Annotated in this window: 12 protein-coding genes; 8 read left to right on the top strand and 4 right to left on the bottom strand. The window is 38.1% G+C overall.

Annotated elements, in window-relative coordinates:
• Positions 1 to 57 precede the first annotated feature (57 nt).
• From JL102_RS03245 to JL102_RS03210, 8 genes are all read left to right on the top strand, one after another.
• The gene (locus tag JL102_RS03245; RefSeq protein ID WP_202242332.1) at positions 58 to 1,008 is read left to right on the top strand and encodes a proline iminopeptidase-family hydrolase; all 951 of its coding nucleotides are present in this window, start codon (positions 58 to 60) and stop codon (positions 1,006 to 1,008) included.
• 279 nt (positions 1,009 to 1,287) lie between these two features.
• Entirely contained in the window at positions 1,288 to 2,250 is a 963-nt protein-coding gene (locus tag JL102_RS03240; RefSeq protein ID WP_202242330.1) for a fatty acid desaturase family protein, read from the top strand.
• 315 nt (positions 2,251 to 2,565) lie between these two features.
• Positions 2,566 to 3,465 (top strand): bestrophin family protein, encoded by a 900-nt coding sequence (locus JL102_RS03235; RefSeq protein WP_202242328.1) that lies wholly within the window; start codon positions 2,566 to 2,568, stop codon positions 3,463 to 3,465.
• A gap of 492 nt (positions 3,466 to 3,957) precedes the next feature.
• Positions 3,958 to 5,097, top strand: a complete 1,140-nt coding sequence (locus tag JL102_RS03230; protein WP_202242326.1) for an efflux RND transporter periplasmic adaptor subunit — start codon at positions 3,958 to 3,960, stop codon at positions 5,095 to 5,097.
• 12 nt (positions 5,098 to 5,109) lie between these two features.
• Positions 5,110 to 8,229 (top strand): efflux RND transporter permease subunit, encoded by a 3,120-nt coding sequence (locus tag JL102_RS03225; protein ID WP_202242324.1) that lies wholly within the window; start codon positions 5,110 to 5,112, stop codon positions 8,227 to 8,229.
• 3 nt (positions 8,230 to 8,232) lie between these two features.
• Positions 8,233 to 9,636: an efflux transporter outer membrane subunit gene (locus JL102_RS03220; protein WP_202242322.1), complete on the top strand. Its 1,404-nt coding sequence runs from the start codon at positions 8,233 to 8,235 to the stop codon at positions 9,634 to 9,636.
• Entirely contained in the window at positions 9,637 to 10,740 is a 1,104-nt protein-coding gene (locus JL102_RS03215; protein ID WP_202242320.1) for a sensor histidine kinase, read from the top strand. It abuts the gene before it with no gap.
• 8 nt (positions 10,741 to 10,748) lie between these two features.
• Positions 10,749 to 11,510, top strand: coding sequence for a LytR/AlgR family response regulator transcription factor (locus JL102_RS03210; protein WP_237390321.1), 762 nt, complete (start codon positions 10,749 to 10,751; stop codon positions 11,508 to 11,510).
• A 705-nt stretch (positions 11,511 to 12,215) separates the two neighbouring features.
• Here JL102_RS03210 and JL102_RS03205 read toward each other — a convergent pair.
• The 4 genes from JL102_RS03205 to JL102_RS03190 are packed head-to-tail and all read right to left on the bottom strand — an operon-like array spanning position 12,216 to position 21,625.
• The gene (locus JL102_RS03205; protein ID WP_202242318.1) at positions 12,216 to 12,917 is read right to left on the bottom strand and encodes a hypothetical protein; all 702 of its coding nucleotides are present in this window, start codon (positions 12,915 to 12,917) and stop codon (positions 12,216 to 12,218) included.
• A complete protein-coding gene (locus JL102_RS03200) occupies positions 12,914 to 13,849 on the bottom strand; it encodes a hypothetical protein (protein ID WP_202242316.1) in 936 nt (311 codons plus the stop codon). Before JL102_RS03200 ends, JL102_RS03205 begins: the two co-directional genes overlap by 4 nt.
• Before the next feature lie 7 nt (positions 13,850 to 13,856).
• On the bottom strand, positions 13,857 to 20,876 hold the full coding sequence (locus tag JL102_RS03195) for an RHS repeat domain-containing protein (RefSeq protein ID WP_202242314.1): 7,020 nt from the start codon (positions 20,874 to 20,876) through the stop codon (positions 13,857 to 13,859).
• Between the two features lie 59 nt (positions 20,877 to 20,935).
• The gene (locus tag JL102_RS03190; RefSeq protein ID WP_202242312.1) at positions 20,936 to 21,625 is read right to left on the bottom strand and encodes a hypothetical protein; all 690 of its coding nucleotides are present in this window, start codon (positions 21,623 to 21,625) and stop codon (positions 20,936 to 20,938) included.
• Between the last annotated feature and the right edge of the window lie 9 nt (positions 21,626 to 21,634).

Genomic DNA, 21,634 nt, shown 5'->3' with positions numbered 1-21,634 from the left:
CAAAAGGCCCTAAAAGCCTTTGGTTATTTTTTATAACTTCACAAAAAAATTATAAAGATGCGTATTTCATTTACCATATTTCTTATTGTTTTAATTGCTAGTTGCAACACCAAGCAATCGTCTACCCCCTATTTAAAACCTGGTGCCGGGCTTGTAGATGTAGAAGGTGGTAAAGTTTGGTACGGCATTATGGGCGAAGGAAGCCAAGCTCCCTATGTCTGCCTACATGGAGGCCCCGGGGGCACTAGTCGCCGCTATTTTGACATGGAGCCTCTTACCGATGACCGTCCTATAATTATGATTGATCAGCTGGGAAGTGGACAATCTACCCACCACACTGATACTTCACTACTTAAAGTGGAAAATTTTGTAGAGCAGGTAAATGCTGTAGTAAAACATTTGAAACTTAAAGAATACTACCTAACAGGGCATTCATGGGGTACTGCTTTAGCGCTAGAGTGCTATGAAGCACACCCTGAAGGCATCAAAGGCATTGTGTTTAATAGCCCCTACTTCAGCACTCCAAAATGGATAGCTGGCACCAATCAGCTAGTCTCTGAAATGCCTGACAGCATCCAGCAGGCCATCGCAATAGCTAATAGAGATAGTGTTTATGACAGTGAGGCCTATAAAAAAGCTAATGCCTATTTTTCTAGCCAGCATCTGCTACGTACGAAGAGCTCAAAGCATCCTTATGATACAGTGCAAGCACCTGGCAGTGGTTTTATCTATAACTACATGTGGGGACCTAGTGAATTTAGAGCTACCGGAACTTTACGCAATTACGACAACATTGACGCTCTAAAAAAGCTTAACGTTCCTGTATTATTTACCACAGGCCAGTACGACGAAGCTCGCCCTGAGGATGTGAAGCAATATGTGAAAATGGTTAAGGATGCTGAGTACGTTGAAATACCCAACGCCGGCCATGCCTCTATGAGCGACAATCTTCCTGTTTATTTAAAAGCCCATAGAGAATTTGCGAATAAAGTAGATACTGAAGAATAAGTGCTCCAATGCTCTCTAAGCAACATCTGCTTTTGCTTTACCCTTTAAAGCTGCCCAAAAAATAGTAAATGTTTGTAAGTATATTGTTTTAGTCTTTAAACATTTTGAACTTAAAGGCTATGGGGGAGGTTACTCCAGTACATGACAAAAGCCCCAAAATTTTTAATTGACAAAAACTCTGAATTTGCAGAACAACTGAAATTAAGAGTAAACCAGTACTTCAAAACTAACAATCTAATTAAGCAAGGAAGCTCTCGGATGATCTTTAAATCTGCGTGTATGCTTATGTTATTTTTCGGACCGCTGATAATGCTTAATACAGGAATTATTACTAATGCATTTTCACTGTTTGGCTTATATATTCTTAGTGGCCTAGGAATGGCAGGCATAGGCATGGGGGTCATGCATGATGCCATACATGGATCCTTTTCAAAAAAGAGAAAAGTAAATCAATGGATGGGATATACAATGAATTTAATTGGAGCGAATGCCTCAGTTTGGAAGATTCAGCATAACGTACTACACCATACCTATACAAACATCAGTGAATCTGACGACGATATAAATGCTCCCTTTTTTCTGCGCTTTTCTCCTCACGCTAAAAGATATTGGCTCCATAGATTCCAGCATATTTATATCTGGTTTTTTTACAGCTTATCCACCATTTCATGGATCACCAGTAAGGACTTTGTAAGAGTTAAACGCTATAAGAAAATGGGCTTTTTTAAAGGCAAAAATGAATATAAAAATACCATTTTTGAAATTAGTGCCTGGAAATTACTGTATTACTCATATACTCTAATTTTACCATTAATTATGGTGCCTCTCGCTTGGTGGATAATACTACTAGCATTTATAAGTATGCATATGGTTACAGGCATACTCATTAGTATTGTTTTTCAAACCGCACATGTAATGCCTAGCGCTGACTTCCCTCTACCCGATAAAAACGGACTTATTGCCAACAATTGGTCTGTACACCAACTCGCTACTACGAGTAATTATTCCCCTCGAAGTAAATCCTTTTCTTGGCTTATTGGTGGGCTAAACTATCAGATTGAGCATCATCTATTCCCAAATATCTGTCATACACATTACAATAAGCTATCAAGCATTGTAGCCACAACCGCTCAAGAATATGGTATTCCTTATCTCATCAAGAAATCCTTTTGGGCAGCCATTATTGATCATATAAAAATGCTTCGCTCACTAGGGAGAATAGAAGCAGTTCATCAAAAATAATCGCTCACTAAAATTCTATTTAGCCTCATTAATGCCGCACTCAAAAGAAGGGCTTTATTATATCTTTTAGTTTACATAATTAAAGACAGTGGCACAACTAGGATTATGCCATACTATGCTTAGCTAACAGCCACAGTACAATCAGACAATGATTATACTGCATATTTATAATGTCAGCTGAAGCTAGAATAATAGCTTATATCAATTTTTTGAAGCCGCTTCATCAATTACAACATCACACAGCTTAGCTCCTTAAGTTTTTTCAACTCATTAGCATAGCCTAAATTCAAGATACAGACTTAACATACTCTTTTTATGATATATAAAAATAAAATTCCATTATCTTATATTTTTAATGAATTAAAAACCCCCTTGTTCTTCGTTTCATTAATAGCAATTTTCACTGCTGTTTTACCCTTTTTCTTTAGTTCATTTTTATCTAACATACCAATTAGCATAGCTACTACTTTAGGCGTTGCCATATCGATACTTTTATCCTATATGATTAACCAGTCATACGAAAGATGGTGGGAAGCAAGAAAGATATGGGGAGAAATAGTGAATGATTCCCGTACTCTGGTCTTGCAATTACAAATGTATGTAGATGAAGGAAACCAGGAAATACAAAATATAAGTTACAGACAAGTATGCTGGGGTTACTATTTAGGTCAAGCACTTAGGAAAGAGACCTCCAGTAAAATACCTAAAAGATTTTTATCTGAAGATGACATTAAGCTAGTAAATGATCATAAACACAAACCATTATGCCTCCTTTCTCTTCAAAATATGAACATCAGAGAACTACACAAAATGGGGAAAATAGACAAATTCTCACAAATAAAAATTGAAGAGACCCTTGCTAGTCTCACAGCATCCATGGGTAAGTGCGAAAGGATAAAAAACACTGTCTTTCCTGCTATATATAGATATGGGCTTCATACAACCATTTATTTATTCGTCATTTTCCTTTCTTTATCTGTTGCTTTTGAATTACAGCACTTCATGTTACAATTTTTCATCCTATTAATTGTATCTACTGTATTCTTTTTCTTAGAGAAAGCAGCCTTCAGAATGCAGGATCCTTTTGAGAATATCCCTACGGACACACCAATAACGTCCATAGCAGAAACCATTGAAAGTAATATCTTGCAATTACTAGGTGAAGACGCTTCATCAGTAACAATAAATTCAGCCAACAAATTTTATGTATTATAATAACAAGATTATCTTTAGCTCACTAGAATCGTACTCCACTCCTAGAAGGATCAGTATCTTTTACTGATTCTACTTCACCTCATGAAAATCGCTTGAGCCTTTTGTTCCGACTATCTTAGCAAGTTAGATTAAGCTTGTTTGCCATTTATTTAAAAGAAAACAACATTATCAACTCACATTATCTATTTGTGCAGTTTTCAACATTAGGTGTAGGTGCACCAAAGGCCCCTGGGTATCTCAAAACATTACTCTAGCTAAAATATAGAACCGCTCTACGATATAAAGGGTTGAATTCAGAACAAACCATAACAAGAGAAAAAAAGGCATTTCGAATACATGATGAATCAAAAAAGCGCATCTCAACAAAAAACCTAATTGTTAATATCCACATTTCAGTTTCCAATTTCCACACTTCGATCAGATTGTAGCAAATATAACTAAGAAGGGGTTCTAGCTTTGACATTCAAAATCGTCAAATTAAAGAAGACCCGAATGAAGCGTTTGATTCAGAAAAAACAAACTGCCCTGATGTTATTTTTAGCAGCCGCTATTTTTATTCAGAGCTGTAACAATTCCAAAAATGAAATTGAGCAAGAGCATGATACTATTAAGGCAGAAGTAATAACACTACAACCCACCGATGCCGTTATCAACAAAGCCTTCCCAACAAGCTTGCAGGGAAAAGATAACATCCAGCTTCGCCCTCAGATTAGTGGCTATATAGATAAAATATATGTAGACGAAGGAGCCTATGTAAAGGCTGGCCAAGCTTTGTTTAGCATTAATGCGAGCGTGTATCGTGAACAGAAAAACACAGCATTAGCCTCTTTAGCTATGGCCAAATCACAGCTAGAATCGTCAAAACTTGAGCTGGATAAATATAAAGTATTGAGTGAAAACAATGTGGTCGCTGATTTTCAATATCAGAAAGCAAAAACCGAATACGAAAACGCAAAAGCAGCCTTGAAGCAACAAGAAACGCTGGTAGCCTCTGCTGATGTTAATCTTGGATTTACTGTAGTAAAAGCACCCGTAAGCGGCTATATTGGCCGCATTCCCAATCGCCAGGGGGCTTTAGTGGGGCCTAATGACGCCCAGGCTTTAACCACATTATCTCAGGTAAGTGAAATCTACGCCTATTTCTCGGTTTCCGAAAACGAAATTCTGAAGATAAATGCTTCGCGCCCTGGATCCACATTATTAGAAAAACTAAAAAGTTTTCAGGATGTAACCCTGTTACTATCAGATGGAAGCACTTACAATCACCTGGGAAAAATAGATATGATGGATGGGCAATTCGATGCAACCACAGGGTCGGTAATACTTCGCGCTTCTTTTCCTAATCCAGAAAAACTATTAAGAACAGGCAACACAGGCAGAGTAGTTTTAAAATCTACAGAGCAAAACGTATATAAAATACCGCTTTTAGCCACCTACGAACTGCAAGACAAACTTATGGTAGGCCTGCTGGACAGCTCCAACCAAATGCAGCGTATAGCCCTGAAAGATTATATCAAATCAGATGATTTTTACATCGTAAAGTCTGGGTTCAATCCCGGGGACCAAGTCATTGCCAATGAGCTGGCATCAATCCCTGAAAATGCCACCATCTCGCCAAAAGTTAATCCCTAAAATTCGCTAAAAATGTTAAACAAGATTATAAAAAGACCCGTACTAGCCACGGTAATCTCAATCATTCTAGTGCTTTTAGGGATTATAGGTTTACTACGAATTCCGATGACCCAATTTCCCGAAATCGCACCACCAACGGTGTACGTATCGGGCACTTATCCGGGAGCCAATGCAGAAAGTGTCATTCGCTCGGTAGTAACTCCTTTAGAGCAAGCCATCAATGGAGTGGAAAACATGCAGTATATGACATCCAGTGCAGCTAATGATGGCAGCTTTTCTACGACTATCATTTTTAAACAAGGGGTAGATCCCGATCAGGCGGCCGTCAACGTACAAAACCGAGTGGCACAAATCAATGCCCAACTGCCACAGGAAGTAATACGGCTCGGACTGACCACCACTAAGCAGCAGTCTAGCTATTTGATGATTGTGAATGTAAACAGCGAAAAACCCGAAAAATATGATGAGGGATTTCTTTCCAATTATGCGGAAATCAATTTGATCCCAGAGCTTAAGCGTATCCCTGGTGTAGGCAATGTGAGCTTATTTGGCTCCAAAGAATACTCAGTTCGTGTTTGGCTCAATCCCACCAAGTTATCGTCTTATGGTTTAGTACCTGCAGATGTAGAAACTGCCATACAGCAATATAGTTTTGAAGCCTCCCCAGGAACACTGGGCGAAGAAAGTGATGCTGCGTTACAGTACACCTTGCGCTATAAAGGCAAGCTTAATAGGCCTGAAGAATTTGAAAAGATCATTCTTCGATCAAAAACCGATGGTGCTGTTTTGCGCCTGGGAGACGTTGCCCGTATTGAGTTTGGGCTATCTAATTATTCGAGTGATACGTATACCGATGGAATGCCCTCTATCGTATTTGCCGTTATTCAGGCCAGTGGCTCCAATGCCAATGATATTGCCGTTGAAGTAAAAAAATCGCTGGAGCGTTTTCAGAACAATGCTCCCGATGGTATCAAATACGACCTTATCCAGAACATGAAAGATCGATTAGATACGTCTGTTTCACAGATGAAATCCACGCTGATCGAAGCATTCATCTTGGTATTCATAGTTGTGTTGGTTTTTCTTCAGGATTTTCGCTCTACCATTATCCCTGCCATAGCGGTACCAGTGTCTATTATCGGCACATTCTTTTTCATCTATCTCATTGGCTTTTCGGTTAATGTATTGACTTTGTTCGCCTTGGTGCTCGCCATTGGCATAGTAGTAGATGACGCCATTGTAGTGGTAGAAGCCATACATGCTAAAATGCAGCAAACCGGCGAATCAGCTAAGACCGCCACGGTATCGGCCATGAGCGAAATCAGTGGAGCCATCATTTCCATCACCTTGGTAAATGCAGCCGTATTTTTACCAGTAGGTTTTATGAAAGGGCCTGCCGGCATATTCTATCAACAGTTCTCCTATACACTAGCCATTGCTATTTTGATTTCAGCAGTAAACGCCCTTACATTGAGCCCTGCTCTCTGTGCTTTATTATTGAAAAATCATCATTCCGAAGGAAATAAGAAATTTACTCAACGTTTTTCAGATGCTTTCAACACCAGCTTTGAAAGACTCACAAATAAGTACATCGGAGCTGTAAAGTTTTTAGGAAAGAAAAAAGTGATTTCCCTAGGAGCATTATTATTGGTTTCCGTTGGTGCCTTTCTTTTGATGACGAATGCCCAAAAAGGTTTTATTCCAGCAGAGGATGATAACAACCTGAGTTTTGCTGTGAACCTACAAACTGGCACAAACCTACAGTTTATCACGGTAGAGATGGAAAAGGCTACGAAAATCGTTTCAGAACTGCCGGAAGTAAAAAGCATCAGTACCGTTTCCGGGTTTAATATGTTTTCATCCGGAGCTTCTCCCAATTCAGCCATGGGCTTTATTACCCTTAAAAAACCGGAAGACCGAGGGGAAGTATCAGACATCAATGAGGTGATGTATAAAATTGAATCTGCAATGAAAAATAAAATAAAAGGCGAATTTATGATTTTCCGTAATCCTGCTGTCGAAGGTTTCGGTACAGCAGGAGGCGTGGAATTCGTATTGCAGGACAGGACTTCCGGTGACATCATCGATTTTGAAAAGGTAAGTAGAAAAGTTATCGAAGCTTTAAACAATCGCCCTGAAATAGGCATGGCATTTACCAGCTTTCGCAGCGATTATCCACAATATGAAGTAGAACTGAACGAAGACAAAGCGCAGCAATTGGGCTTAACCCCTAGAGAGGTGATGGATGCTTTGCAATTGTATTTGACGGGGTCACAGACCACAGATTTTATCCGATTCGGAAGGCTGTATAGGGTAAATGTGCGCTCTGAAGCTGATTACAGAAAAAATGAATCTTCCTTAGAAAATATAATGGTTCGCAACAACATGAATCAAATGGTGCCTATTTCAACATTAATAAAACTTAAAAAAGTATTTGGCCCACAAGACATAAGCCGCTACAATCTATACAACAGCATTTCAGTGAATGTAAATGCCGCAGGCGATGCCAGCACAGGAAAAGTAATGAATGCTGTAGATGAAGTCCTCAAGCAAGAATTACCAAAAGGATATGGCTATGAATATAGTGGATTGAGTCTGCAAGAAAAAAAATCAGGATCTCAAATGGTATTCATTTTCAGTTTGAGTATTCTCTTCATTTATTTTCTTCTTGCGGGTCAGTACGAAAGTTACCTGTTGCCGCTATCTGTGATACTGTCGCTTCCTACGGGAGTCTTGGGCGTGTTTATCGCTACCCGATTTGCTGGCCTGGACAACAATATTTACGTGCAGATAGCACTAATTATGCTAATGGGGCAATTAGCCAAAAATGCTATTCTGATCGTAGAGTTTGCCCTGCAGCAACGAAAGGCCGGGCTGTCTATTTTCGAGGCAGGAATTGCTGGGGCTAAAATGCGCCTACGCCCTATTTTAATGACTTCATTCGCTTTTGTAGCAGGTTTAATACCTCTGATGTTTGCCAAAGGAGGAACCGCGCTTGGCAATAAATCTATTAGCATCAGTGCTGCCGGAGGTATGATTAGCGGTGTGGTCTTAGGCGTATTGATTGTTCCTGTTTTGTATATGATCTTCCAAAGCTTACAGGAAAAAGTTTCAGGTAACATAAAAGCATAACCGATGAAGAACTTAATAATAAAAAACATAGGAGCCGGACTTATTTTAGTCTTGCTTGCACAATCTTGCAAGGTAAGCAAAGATTATACACGGCCGGAGCTAAACCTTCCTCATACATATAGCACTGTTACCAGAGACACGAACAGTGACACTACGGAAACACCTGATTATCATTACTTTTTCGCTGACACTATCCTGGTAGACATGATCGATAAAGTAATGGCTAACAACCTTGATTTACATATCGCGGCTGAACATATTTTAGCCACCGAAGCGGTGCTGAAAAGCCTAAAACTTAACTACCTTCCAGAGGTCAACCTACAAATTAGCGCCGGTGTTCAACGGCTTTCGAAAAATAGTATGACGGGTTCGTTCGCCGGAAGCACAATATTTCAAGAATACAACCTGGCTCCATCAGTATCTTGGGATCTCGATTTCTGGGGAAAACTAAAAAGGCAGAGAGAAGAGGCATTAGCCAATTATTTAAGTCAGGCAGAAAACCGAAGAGCTTTACGCCTGCAATTGATTGCTCAAACAGCGCAGGCCTATTATAACTTGCTAAGCCTAGACGAACAGCTGCGCATTACACAGGATGTTGAGGAAAGTATGCAGGAAACGTTTGATATGCTGCAAATACAATATTCCGTTGGAGACGTCAGCTCTTTGGCCATTAGGCAATCAGAGGCCCAACTGGCAGAGACACGTTCACTTATTCCTGAAATTAGAGCCAGCATAAAAGTACAGGAAAACGCCTTGCAGACATTAGCGGGGAGCTATCCGGCAGAGGTAGTTCGTTTAGGTTCTTTCACAAATACTGTATTTCTAACATCATCAGATGAAGGTATTCCTGCAGATTTACTACAGAACCGACCTGATGTGAAACAGCAGGAATTATTATTACAGGCAGCCAATGCAAGAGTGGGTATTGCCAAAGCCGATTTTTACCCAAGTATCAAAATCACAGCACAAGGAGGATTAAACACCATCAAAACAAGCAACTGGTTTTCCATTCCAGCTTCTTTATTCGGAAATGCTACGGCAGGATTAACCCAGTCTATTTTCAATAAAAGAAGTATCAAGTCGTCTTATGAGCAAGCATTGCACCAACGAGAAGCCTCGGTATACAAATTCAGAAAATCAGTTTTAAATGCCGTAGAAGAAGTAAGCAGCTCCTTGAGCAATATCGAACAGATTAAAGAACAAATGGTAGAAGTTAAAAACAGAAAATCTGCACTGGATAGAGCCATCACTGATGCTCAAATGCTGTATAAGTTTGGTGATGCTAACTACCTAGAAGTAATAGCCGTGCAACAAGGCTATTTACAGGCTGAATTAGCACATACGATGACTACTCAGAAAGAAATAAATGCTTACATTGCTCTATACAAATCGTTAGGTGGAAATTAAATGAATAATAAATCAACAATTCTGGTTCGTCCGCATTGGAAACATTTTTTCCGCTGGAGTGGTGTGCTGGTTTCATTAGCATTAGCGAACCTTATCCAGTACTTGTTGAACCCCAAAAGCAGTTGGTGGGATTTTTATACAGAGGCAAAATGGTCAGAAATTTCAGCAACTATTATTGGCGGCATTGCTATGTATACCATTCTTTTTTGGATTGTGACATCGCTAGCAAGCTGGGCTAACAAACATTTGATTTCGGGAAACAGTATATCAATACACTTCCTTGTTACCACTATTGTGGTCATAGCCGCCATGTTCTTTTTGCTGTATATTGAAAACATTGTTTATGATACACTATGGCCAGAAAACTCAGAATTTAACCAAGACATAGAGCTAGGCGTAAGACACTACCTGGTAGTAAACATGGCCGTAGCTGCTTTTGTAAATAGCTTTTACCATTCTTTTTTCTTTTTTGAAAAATGGAAAGCCAAAGTTATTGAAAGTAATAAACTCGAACTTCACGCCCATCACTTGAAGGAGAATGCTTTACAAGCAGAACTAGAAGTGTTGAGATTACAATTAGACCCCCATTTTCTGTTTAACAATTTCAGTATTCTCACCCAGCTTATTGATACCAACCAAGAAGCTGCACAAGCATTTTTATCTAATCTGTCAAGGGTATATCGCTATATTTTAACCACTGCAAAAAAGGATGTAGTAGCCTTAGAAGATGAGTTGAAATTTGTAGAAATGTATTTTCACTTGATCAAAATAAGGCATGGAGAAACCATCTTCTTAAATATAAACATCTATGAATCAAACAAAAGCAAAGGCATACCACCTGTAACTTTACAACTGTTAATAGAGAACGCCATTAAATACAATATTTCTACCCTCAAACAACCACTATACCTATCCATTGATAGCTGTAATGATGGATCCCTAAAAGTAAAAAACAATCTCCAACCAATTAATATAGACTATAAAAGCACCAGAATGGGATTGAAAAATATAAAAGAACGGTACTTTTTGCTATACGGAAAAATACCAGAAGTCACCACTACGGAAACAAGCTTTGAAGTAAAACTACCTTTATTAAATCTTTAAGTATTGTTATGAATTACCTTATCATCGAAGACGAACAATACAATGCAGAGCGCTTAAAAGGTATTGTTGAAAAATATGATCACACTATCAATTGTTTAGCGACTTTACCTAGCATACAGGAAAGCGTGGAATGGTTGAAAGCGAACCCTCATCCTGATGTGATTTTTATGGATATACGGCTAGCCGACGGCTTGTCTTTTGAAATTTACACCCAAGTGAATGTGAATATTCAATCACCCGTTATTTTCACCACAGCCTACGACGAATATGCCCTTCAAGCATTTAAAGTTTATGGAGCGGCATATTTGCTAAAGCCAATTGTTCCTGAAGAATTAGAAGAAGCACTTGAAAAAGTAAATGAATATCGTTCATTAACTTCAACTGAAGATGTCAATAGCATTTTGACTATGCTGCGAACACAGCATAAACAATACAAAACTCGTTTCCTGCTACATTATCGTGAAAATTACAAGGTAATTGCCGTAAAGGATATCGATTATATTTTTCTTGAACATAAAGTAGTATATTTTAAACTGCTTGACGGTAGTTCTATTGTTGTGCCATACAATCTGGAAGAATTAGAAGACCAACTTGACCCGCAGTTTTTCTTTAGAGTAAACAGACAGTTTATTTTGCATCTCAACAGTATTGAAAGTATCCACAAGTATTTCAATGAAAAGGCAAAAATCATTCTGAAACGGGATAGAGAAAAGGAAGTGATTGTAAGCAGAATTAAAATGCGGCAGTTTAAATTATGGCTAGATTGGTAATTAGTAATATCAACTCTGAAGCATTAATAATTACAAAAAAAATCCATCTAAAGCCACAAGAACACCTATTCCACCTGAATATCAATAATTTAAGCCCTTTCTGGTGACCTAAATTTAAACAATAAAAAAGGTCACCGTATAGGTCTCATTTTCATTGATAATAAAGGTGATTTACTGGAGGGGGTAAAATTAAAAAGCCCTCCAAATCGTGAAATTTGGAGGGTTTTGTACTTAGATGGTTATCTAATCGTCGGGATGACTGGATTACAACTACCCCTTATTAACTATTGAATATCAATCACTTAACTGAATTTTAATTTTTAAGGAACACGAATTGGAGCTTTTTATGCTGACCTCCATTGTTCTTGTTTCAATTTAGTTAATTATGGGTTTTGTTACAAGGTTTGTACATCTGTATTGTATGTCTGTACATGTGACCCTGCCTTAATATCAGTGTCATTTAAATAGCTTAGATAAACTACAGCACATTATGAAAAGACTACTAGCCTAAGAAAAGGGAAAAGTGGAGCTACTAAAGTTTATAGACCTTAATATATTTTTAATAAGGCCGACAATTACAACGGCCTGGATTTAGCACGCGTATTGCTTCGCTACACACACTAGGAGGGTTTCCTTTCAATTCAACTCCACGCGCTTAACTTTTTTCTGTTCTTCATCATTTATTTTTTATTTGGATAATACTCCCTACATGCTTACTTCAGGCATTTTATCTTCCAAATATCTCCAATAACCATCAATCAATGAATCCTCATTTACTCTAAACTCTTTTCTAGAGTATTCTAAATATCGATTAACAATTAAATCCGATTTGTTATTTCCAGAAAGAACAGCACAAACAGTACCAGCAATTATTTGAAACTGTATTGGAAAACAAAAAGGACTTAATACCAAATTATCTCCCTCCCAATTTCTTTCATCATTAATAAATTGATCTAGCTTTTCCAAGCCTGACATATTAGGAATAAAATCCGTTTCTGCCTTCATAAAGTAGCGCTCATACATGCGATTTACTAAAGCCTCTACTTCAATTTTTCCCTTATCAATAAAGAAATAGTTAGCATCTTCTCCCTCTTCCTCCTCATAATAATCTTCAATGTCAAAATTTATCAAAGGCACTCCATGCTCATCATAAGCTTCTACATACCCGTCGAGTTCACGATTCACTTTTTCACTATGAACAACCAACTGGGTTTGTAACCGCAGATAATTAGGCTTTACAAATCTCAATATCATATAGACCTGAACCTCCGCTACCTTCTTTACAAATTCAATTTTATGCCCAAGATTTCCTGAATAATCCTCTTTATATAATTCGTAATTGATATTTTTAACCCTTTCAGCTAGGCAACTAATAATTTCTCTTTCTAGTCGTGTTCTTTTTTTCATTTCCGTTGATTCTCTAGAAATACAAGTCCATCACTCTTATTAATCACCTTCTCTTTTATCGTTTGCCCTTTAGCTGAAACATTGTAAAACAGCAAGGATGCATATTTTTCAGGAACAATTCTGCCATCATCATTAATCCAAAAGTAGCTGAGCAGTTCGTCAGTATTTAAAGGCATTTCTTGATACCTGATATACCCAGCCTTCAGTGATGTTTCCTTATCTGCCTCCAAGATCTTCGCATCTAGCAATTCATTAACAAAACCCTTTTGCTTAGCGAAAAAGGAGGAAAATTCATAGTGATATTTTTTTCCGAACAGACTTTTCAAACCAGTATTTTCAACCTTACGTGTGTATTCTTTCGAGTTTTCTGATAATTTTAATAATGTATAATCTTCATAATCAACACCTCCAATATTTCTCAAAAACTGGCTGGCGGATATCTGCCGTTTAGCAATTATCATCAGATGACCCGGGTAATATGACATGACATCAGAGATTAGAGGCTTGAAACCAAAGCCCAAGCCTAATGCATCACATAATTGATCCTTCGGATTAAAATATGATACACTCAAAAAGTTAGGAGCAAGTGAAATAACCCTACAGTGCTCTTCAACTTCTCTCACAGCTCTGTCTGTCATAAATGAGATACGTGACTTCTCTAAAACCTCGAAACAATCATCCTCATATTTATAATTGAACACTACTCTGTGAACGTATTTCTGCGATTCAAAATAAGTTTTAAACTCCACAAGGGAATTAAAAGACTTTTTAACCGTGGTTGAAACAGTCTTATTTAGAGGGTTGACACTGAGAATATCTAAATGTTGATTTACCTCAATATTCTTAAACTCGCTAGAGCAAAACTGATTAATAATGGTCTCAATCAATTCAATAGATACTGAGCAAAATTCAAAACTTATTTCCAGCCTCATTTTGTAGTTATTTAAAGGGCTTCAGAATCACTTCAACTCCGGCATTTTCCCCAAACTCTTTAAGCTCATTTATTATTGATTGATCCGCGCCTTTTATATTATACCTAATATCTAAAGTAACATTTCCATTAACTGTAGATAGATTTTGAATATGTTTCTTCATTGAACTTTTCCATGAACTAGTCATTGATCTTACTGATTTAACACTGACACTTAAATTGTCGCTTACGAAATCTACCAATTTATTAGCATAAGTAGTTTGTCTAAAGCCTTTTTTTGCAGTGTAAACACTGAAGCTCAGCCAATCTTCAATGAGATTACCTCTCATCTCACGAGCTGCTCCAGTAGATATCATTCCCGAAGATTCCCAATTCCATACATTTTTCCCAAAACCAGCTGCTTGAAGAATTTGTCTTATGTGACCTGCTTTTAAACCTTTAGATTTTAATATCTTGTAAACATAAGTACTCCCCTTATTGCCTATAAATGATGTTAACTTATCACCAATAGCAGAGGCTCCACCTCCAACCAAGAAGTCTATCAAAGCATCAGAGTAAGTATAATCTGCACCATTTTTCCAATAGCCCTTTGCTACCGCATATCCACCGTTAAGAGCAATTTTGGCCTTCTTCCCCAACTTTATAGTGTTGGTCACCCCATTCCAGGCAGCATCCAAGTAATCTACATCCTTAAATGCTTGCCCTACATCCCCATCTTCACTAAGCAACCAGTTGATAGAAGCTTGAATCATGACGTCAGTCACTACACCAATAGAAAAATTCCTAATCAACCAAGCAATAATTGGATGGTCTCCATTTTTATCTATAAAAAGGATAGGGCTATTACCTGCAAATGCATAAGGGGTCACATCTAATGAGAGAGCCCACTTAGGGTCTATGGAAAGAAACCGAGCAATTCGTGGATTATGAATTCTTGAACCAAAGTTATAGGCAGAAATTTCAAAATCGTGGTCCTTTCCATTAAAACCATATCGATAATTCATATTTCTATTGAAGGACCTTCCATCCATAGATAAGCCAAATGGATAATAATCGCTAGCTTGTCGCATAACGGTCCAACTACTATCCCTAAGAAGATGAATATTGTCGGACGTTACTACAAGTACATTTTTTAGATGGTTACTTAATTCATATGATTTTTGTCCAAGAAGCCTTTGCCCATTTTTTGAACGCATAAATTTCATTCCCAAGCGCCCCACTCCATAAATCGGTTGTTCTATTATAGTGTCATTTCGATAAATTGCCATTACATTACCTCCAGCACCTAGTGAATAAATTATTTTTATTGAATGTCCATCTTTATCTATCGTTTTACTGATGCGATTACCCCCAGCATCATAAGAAAAAGTAAGTACCGTACCATCTGATTTAGTTACTTGCTGTACCTTGCCGTAGGCATTCCAGGTTATTTCTAAACCTTCGGATTGATCATTGGTAAGATTACCTATGTTGTCATATTCATAGTTTTGATTGCTACTTCCATCAACGTTTTTTAATCTATTGGTTTGATCATAATAACTATATTGAAAGTTGTCGCTTACCGCAGCTTGTTCATCTCTTCTTATAAGTTGATTGAAGTTTCCATTAGCATCATAACTATAAGACACATCATAAGGAGAGCTGCCTGATCTGGCCGAAAAGCCACTACCATCTACATAATTACTAAGTGAAGATGCTGCTTTAATTCTATGAAGCTGATCGTACTGGTACATCATAGCTTGCATACCTTTAGTACGGTCATTATTTTCCAGACCTATTTGCGGCAGATCGGTGGTCATCCAGGCAATGTTTCCGTTATATAACCCGTCTGAGGATGTATGCGTATTGTATCTCTGCCATACCTGATCTCTTTCACCGGATATAGCCACTGCTGGATTGATCGGTTTATAGTCTCCCTGATAGTAGCCTAACTCATAAGCAAATGCGTCCTTACCGATCCTTGAGCCATTTAATCCATCTCTGGCAAGATCTGCTTCATAGGGCATATTTACCCCCTTTAACCAGCCCTGCAGCGTATAATAATAATCTAGACCTTGAACATTATACTGACCTAAGCTAAGCCTGGCAACAGGGCCATGTAAGTAATAAAAATAATAGGCATCCCTATCCCAAATAAATCCGTCGCCAGAGGTGTATACTTCGGTGATACGATTATCAGCATCATAATTATAGCGATGGATAAACTCATCCTCTTCGCCAAACTGATATATCAGATAATTAACTTTACTGCTGATCAGATCATAGACATAATCTGTGCGTTTTATCGCCAGCCCCGGCAAGTCCTGTATCAGTGAGTTCACATTTCCATGACTATCATAGCTATAGTAGGTAGCCACCGTATCAGAAGATAGAGGATCAATCTTTTCAGTCCATGACACCCTACTTCTCAAGTGTTTTTGCTGTAGATCAGATTGTATCTTTGGACTTAGATCATCATAAAATGTTTTTGTTACGTCTGAAAGCTCATAATCTAGTGCCTCTGGAAAAATTGAGCTACTATCCAATTTAGCAGTGAGATCGGCTATATCCTCCGTAGTCTCAATTTCACCTACTTCAATAATTCTACCCTGATCATCATACTTGGAGTAACTATATTGATCTTCAACTGCTTGCTGAGCATTTTGAGATAGCCTTAACTGGCCTTGAAGGTTATACCAGAACTTACTTACTCCGGCATCAGGCATTTCTTGCTCTATGGCCTGGTTAATAGAATTTACATGATAAAATGTTCTTAGGGAATGATTGGGCTCTATTGTATTCCCTGCCAGATAGGCATCTACTTGCGCTGGTGTAAGTGGGTGCACTCCTTTAGGAGGTACTGTTTGTACTAATTGATTCGACTGATCATAATAATAAAGTGTGTAGTGATATTCTTTTTGTTCAAAAGTATAATCTAAGGTTTCCTCTATTTTATCTAAACATGAAGCTGTATAATCATTATATACACTACTGGTCACTTCATCTAAATAATCTTGTATGGCATAAGTCACGAGCCTATCTCGTTCTTCCGCAGCGCGCTCCTGACATAAGGCAACTTCTCTATCCCAATCTACTGTATATGAAAATGCCCCTAATGAGCTCGTAGTATCATATTTTAAGCATACGTACTCTCCTTCAAACCAAACACCATTAGGCTGAGGACTAATTTTTCTAACTTTTAAATCCTTTATGTTGATCGCCTGGTAAGTGTCAGCCGTACAAGACATGATGGACAAATAAAAATAAGTGCTGGCTTGCGTAGGAGTGAATATTATGCAGGTATCTTTATAGACAGGGGAATTAGCATTGTTCTTGAGCCATACATAGTCGTTAGGGCTAGTGGAGCCATCAATAATTACCGGATCAATGTATTGCGGTTGGGGAAGAAAACAATTGGCTAAGGCAGTAACATCAGCTAACCTGGACTTATTATATGATTTGATAGAGGTTGAATCTGCCACTTGAGCAAATACGCTTTGATTACTCGTGTTTACAGGAGCTAATATTCCCTGAGCATTCAAAAAACGAGTACTCCTGGATAACTGCATATAAACATTATCCACTATTGGAGAATCAAAATTACCATTATCTGTATACACCGCATATTGTAAACACAGTTCATACTTCTCCCCTGGCTCTAAGGGTTCTACAAAAGTACCTCTCAATGCCTCTGATGTTACATCTCCCGGATAAGCCCACAAAAAAGCCCTGCCGGATCCGCCTCCTACACTGGTATTAGGCGTACCTGTAGCCACTGACCATCCATTATAGCAAGAGGCTACTATATCTGAAGTAGGACAATTAACATTACCATTCTGAAGCAACCCAGGATTAACAATCCAATTTTCAGGATCACTGTCGCATATAATAGGATCATCTTGAGCAACACTGTCTAGTGAACAGTTATAATTACTTAGTATAGATTGAATAGCTGATAACTCAGGACTAGACTGTAAATCTGACTTAATAATGAACCTGAAGAAGTTATTAGAGTGTCCGTTAAAATAAGATTCTAAATATCCTGCTATGGCAGTACTATCGGATTGGCTTAACTGAGTACCACAATTAAAAGCAATATTGCTTATATTCATTTCCAATTCAGCAGCACTCACTGGCGCTCCAATTCCATTTTCCTCACCCCACTGCTCCAAACCTTCTGGCGTTTCTGGTATTTCTTCTATTTGCTCCAGCTCCTCTTTGGCTGCCAAACAGTTTTGGAACTCAGGTATTTCTAATTTTGTCTTGCGTTTAGCTTCAAAATAAAAACTTTTATAAAGAGACCATCTCTGTTGATTAATGAGTTGTTGATAGGTTTCATCATCTAATTCGTCTCTCCTATCCATCAAATCAAAATAGAGAATATGATATCCATTAGAGGGATCTGGGTTTCCTCTTTCATCCACATAGTAATTAGTATTGTTAGGATCACTAACCTGATCTATGGTACCTACATAGGTCGTTGAATCATCAGCAACCCCGTTTCCTGTGGAATCATAGGGTATGGTGCCAATATCAATGTTGTTCAATTTATTTTGAATGGCTGATTTAAATCCGTCACCACTTAGGTCGGTGTTATTAAAAAACGGATCAAGGTCCACCAAATTAGTATAATTGGCAGAAGAAGCGGCGGTCCAATCAGCATAACGGGCTACCTGTTTTTCAAATATGCTACTAAGTTTATTTTTGATGCAAAGCTCATATTTACAATAGAGAGGATGCGCTATAATACTATCCTCCGGTACAATGTAGGGCGCATCCGATGCATCTCCATACTTATCGTCATAGTACTGTATAATTTGCTGATATATATTGTCACAATCTTGCTGAGACACTTCCTCTATCGCTTCATTGATAGCATCTTCAACTTCAGGACAATCTGTGCAAATTTCACAGGCGGCTGAATCAATAGTATAACTCTCTATTATGGTTTGTAAGGCTGTAGTAATAGAATCATTTGTTATCACCGCATTGCGCATCTCCTCATAACTCAGTTCACGGGTAGTTAAAGTCTTGGTAACCGTATAGTCTCCAATTTCTGTAAAGAGTAGTGAAAAATCTATATCATCAACCACAGTTGCATTAGTACAACTACTGGCCGAAATATTTTTCCTCTCATAAGACTCTCCTGTTAAAGATTCATTGCCTGCAGCTGATGAAAGATCCATAGGATGCCCCTCTGTGTCCGTAATGGAGATGTTAAGATCATAGCTGCATGACTGACATCCTAAATCTCCCAATTCGGCCCCTAAAGCTGATAGGCTGTAACTAAAGGTATAATTAGTATTAGGACTAACATTGAGGATTTTATGAGCAATTTCTGATTTATTTCCATAGAATTTATTCTTTCGTGAGAGATCAATAGTAACAGGGTCAGGATCTAAATTATTATAGCTTTCAAGAGCCTCTACATTTGAGGGAGGGTCCCCAGCCAGAGCAGAGGCTATTGTTTGCCCTTCTTGTGTTTCATAATTAACGGACACTTGTCCATTAGCATCAACTATCAAGTTTTTTCGATAATGCGTGGCATTTCCTACATTGCTTCCAAATAATCTAATCAACTCAGCAGGTGCCGCCTGACCATAATAATACCGAACAGCATGATCACCATCAACTCTAAAAGTTTCTCCTACTCCTCCTTGTCGATTTACTTTACCGGTGCCATCATTGGTATATTCAGTTTGACTATAAACAAACCCTTCTGCATCAGGTAAGTAGTTACGGTGTATGAGTGCTAACCCGTTAGCAGGTGAATAATACCTTGAAGCTCCATCTAGATCCGAAAGAATACTATTTTCTAAACTACCATTATCGTAGTGAAATTTTTTCCTATTAGCCCCGGTACGATTATCTACCTCTGTGTTTCCAGGAGAAAATACATTAAGCCCTGAAGTATAATCTAATGAGTTAGTAAGCACAGGCCCAGGCATTACTTTGGCTGATTCCCTTCCCTCATAATCATAGTAGGTCTCTTCTAACATGGTTATACCTAATGAGCTCTGATTGGTTAAAGTCTGCCTACTCCGGAAGGTAGCGTCATAATATTGCATCACCTTCTTATATTTTCCTTCTTCAGCAAAAAAAGTCTGTTGCTGCCAGGTTTTTCCGGATTCATGATTATCGATAGATAATGCACTGCCGCTTCCATAAGACCACTGCCCTAGTATTTTAAACGATGGATAATCAGGGTTGTATCCTATCGCTCGAACCCTAAACCATAGCCTGCCATCAGGATAATAAACTAAATGCTGATAGCTATAACCTGATGAGGAAACGCTGACTGGCTCCTTATAAGCAAATGCATCTGCTGATGAACTCCCTGTGAAATTCTCATAATCTCCTATAAATACCCACTGTAACTCAAACTCATCAGCTCCAGCATAGGCAGGATAACTCCAACTAGTAAAAATATTGTTACTGGAAATTTGATAGTTTAGAGCAGGTTTAACAGCCGGATCGAAAACATTCTCATCTTTCCTAAACATCAATATATTTAAATAGACATTATTAACAGCTACTACCCCGGTATCCTGCCTATCGGTTATAGTAAACTGTATATTAGAGTTGCAAGCAAGCACGCTATCATGAAATACCGTACTTACAAAGTGCTGAGAGACCGTACTTAATCTAGCCGATTGCACCCAAGAGGTATCAGGCTGATCGAGAAGTACTATTTTCATATCAGTACTCCAATCAATTTCAGTATTTAAATCCCCAAGATCGTACTCCAACTGAAAAGTCAAATAGTATTCACCTTCAAGGCAGGGAGGAGCCTCGAAAATCTGATATGCATTATCTTCCTGAAGATCAGAAAGTAGATAACTCCGTTCGTAATCTGCAGTAGGTAAACGACCTGTTCTGCTAAGGCGCATTTCCTTTGGCATAGTAACTACACCTGTAGTATCCGTGTCCCATGCCTCTCCTTTCTTGGCATTAACTTCTTGACTACTTAGCAAGAAGGCAAAACCTGCGATAAGCAGCATATGAGAATACCTTAATAGTTTACAGGCTCTTGAAATGAAGTTTCTCATGGCTTTGGTTGATTAGTTTTAACACTCCCCTCTTGTATCCCGCCCTGGTTAATTATATTTTAATTTGATGTATTCTCAACTAGATGGTAACTCTTATATGGATCAGAAGGGGTCATCTCCCCATTGTTCAGGCTGATGTAATTAAGTTCATTAAACAACGCTTGACTTAGTTTTGCTTGTCCATCAAAAAGTTTAAAATCGATTCTGACATAAGCTCCTTGCCTGTATTGGTAGGCCATCTCTGTTAATAGTTTAGTTCCAGAATCAATAGACAGGTACAACTCACTGACAGGACCTTTATTTTGATTTATCTTAAAATGCTCTATTTTACCATCCTTACTTATAAATTCAGGTTCATCATAAAAAGATAGTATACTGTCTAGATTAAACTGAAATGCACCTTTCATCATATCTTCAGCATGATCTGTTCTACGACTACAAACCATCTCCTTGGCTGCTACATCTATCATAATGAGATACCGATCATTCATCAGCATAGCATTACCTCCATAGTGATAGAGATAATTATCGCCTTTCTTTTTAATATCTACTTGAAGATTATAAACATCTTCTTTTGACTCTCTGGATGGAAAAGCTTGAACCTCCATCATTATATGCAAGTCACTCATCTGCTGATAGACCTTCCTCATTTGCACCAATGAAGTCTTTAAGTCCTGTCCTGTGGCTTCAATGGCAATTAAAAGACTAGTGAAAATGATGACATAAGTTGTTTTTATATTAAGCTTCATATCTGATTT

The organism is Fulvivirga sediminis (genome assembly GCF_016757215.1).
GTDB classification, from domain to species: Bacteria; Bacteroidota; Bacteroidia; order Cytophagales; family Cyclobacteriaceae; genus Fulvivirga; species Fulvivirga sediminis.
This window is presented reverse-complemented; position numbering and strand designations above follow the sequence as displayed.

Bases quoted from the DNA above. Each gene is read 5' to 3' on its own strand.
- JL102_RS03245 (WP_202242332.1), top strand. From the start codon at position 58: ATGCGTATTTCATTTACCATATTTCTTATTGTTTTAATTGCTAGTTGC.
- JL102_RS03240 (WP_202242330.1), top strand. From the start codon at position 1,288: ATGCTTATGTTATTTTTCGGACCGCTGATAATGCTTAATACAGGAATT.
- JL102_RS03235 (WP_202242328.1), top strand. From the start codon at position 2,566: ATGATATATAAAAATAAAATTCCATTATCTTATATTTTTAATGAATTA.
- JL102_RS03230 (WP_202242326.1), top strand. From the start codon at position 3,958: ATGAAGCGTTTGATTCAGAAAAAACAAACTGCCCTGATGTTATTTTTA.
- JL102_RS03225 (WP_202242324.1), top strand. From the start codon at position 5,110: ATGTTAAACAAGATTATAAAAAGACCCGTACTAGCCACGGTAATCTCA.
- JL102_RS03220 (WP_202242322.1), top strand. From the start codon at position 8,233: ATGAAGAACTTAATAATAAAAAACATAGGAGCCGGACTTATTTTAGTC.
- JL102_RS03215 (WP_202242320.1), top strand. From the start codon at position 9,637: ATGAATAATAAATCAACAATTCTGGTTCGTCCGCATTGGAAACATTTT.
- JL102_RS03210 (WP_237390321.1), top strand. From the start codon at position 10,749: ATGAATTACCTTATCATCGAAGACGAACAATACAATGCAGAGCGCTTA.
- JL102_RS03205 (WP_202242318.1), bottom strand. From the start codon at position 12,917: ATGAAAAAAAGAACACGACTAGAAAGAGAAATTATTAGTTGCCTAGCT.
- JL102_RS03200 (WP_202242316.1), bottom strand. From the start codon at position 13,849: ATGAGGCTGGAAATAAGTTTTGAATTTTGCTCAGTATCTATTGAATTG.
- JL102_RS03195 (WP_202242314.1), bottom strand. From the start codon at position 20,876: ATGAGAAACTTCATTTCAAGAGCCTGTAAACTATTAAGGTATTCTCAT.
- JL102_RS03190 (WP_202242312.1), bottom strand. From the start codon at position 21,625: ATGAAGCTTAATATAAAAACAACTTATGTCATCATTTTCACTAGTCTT.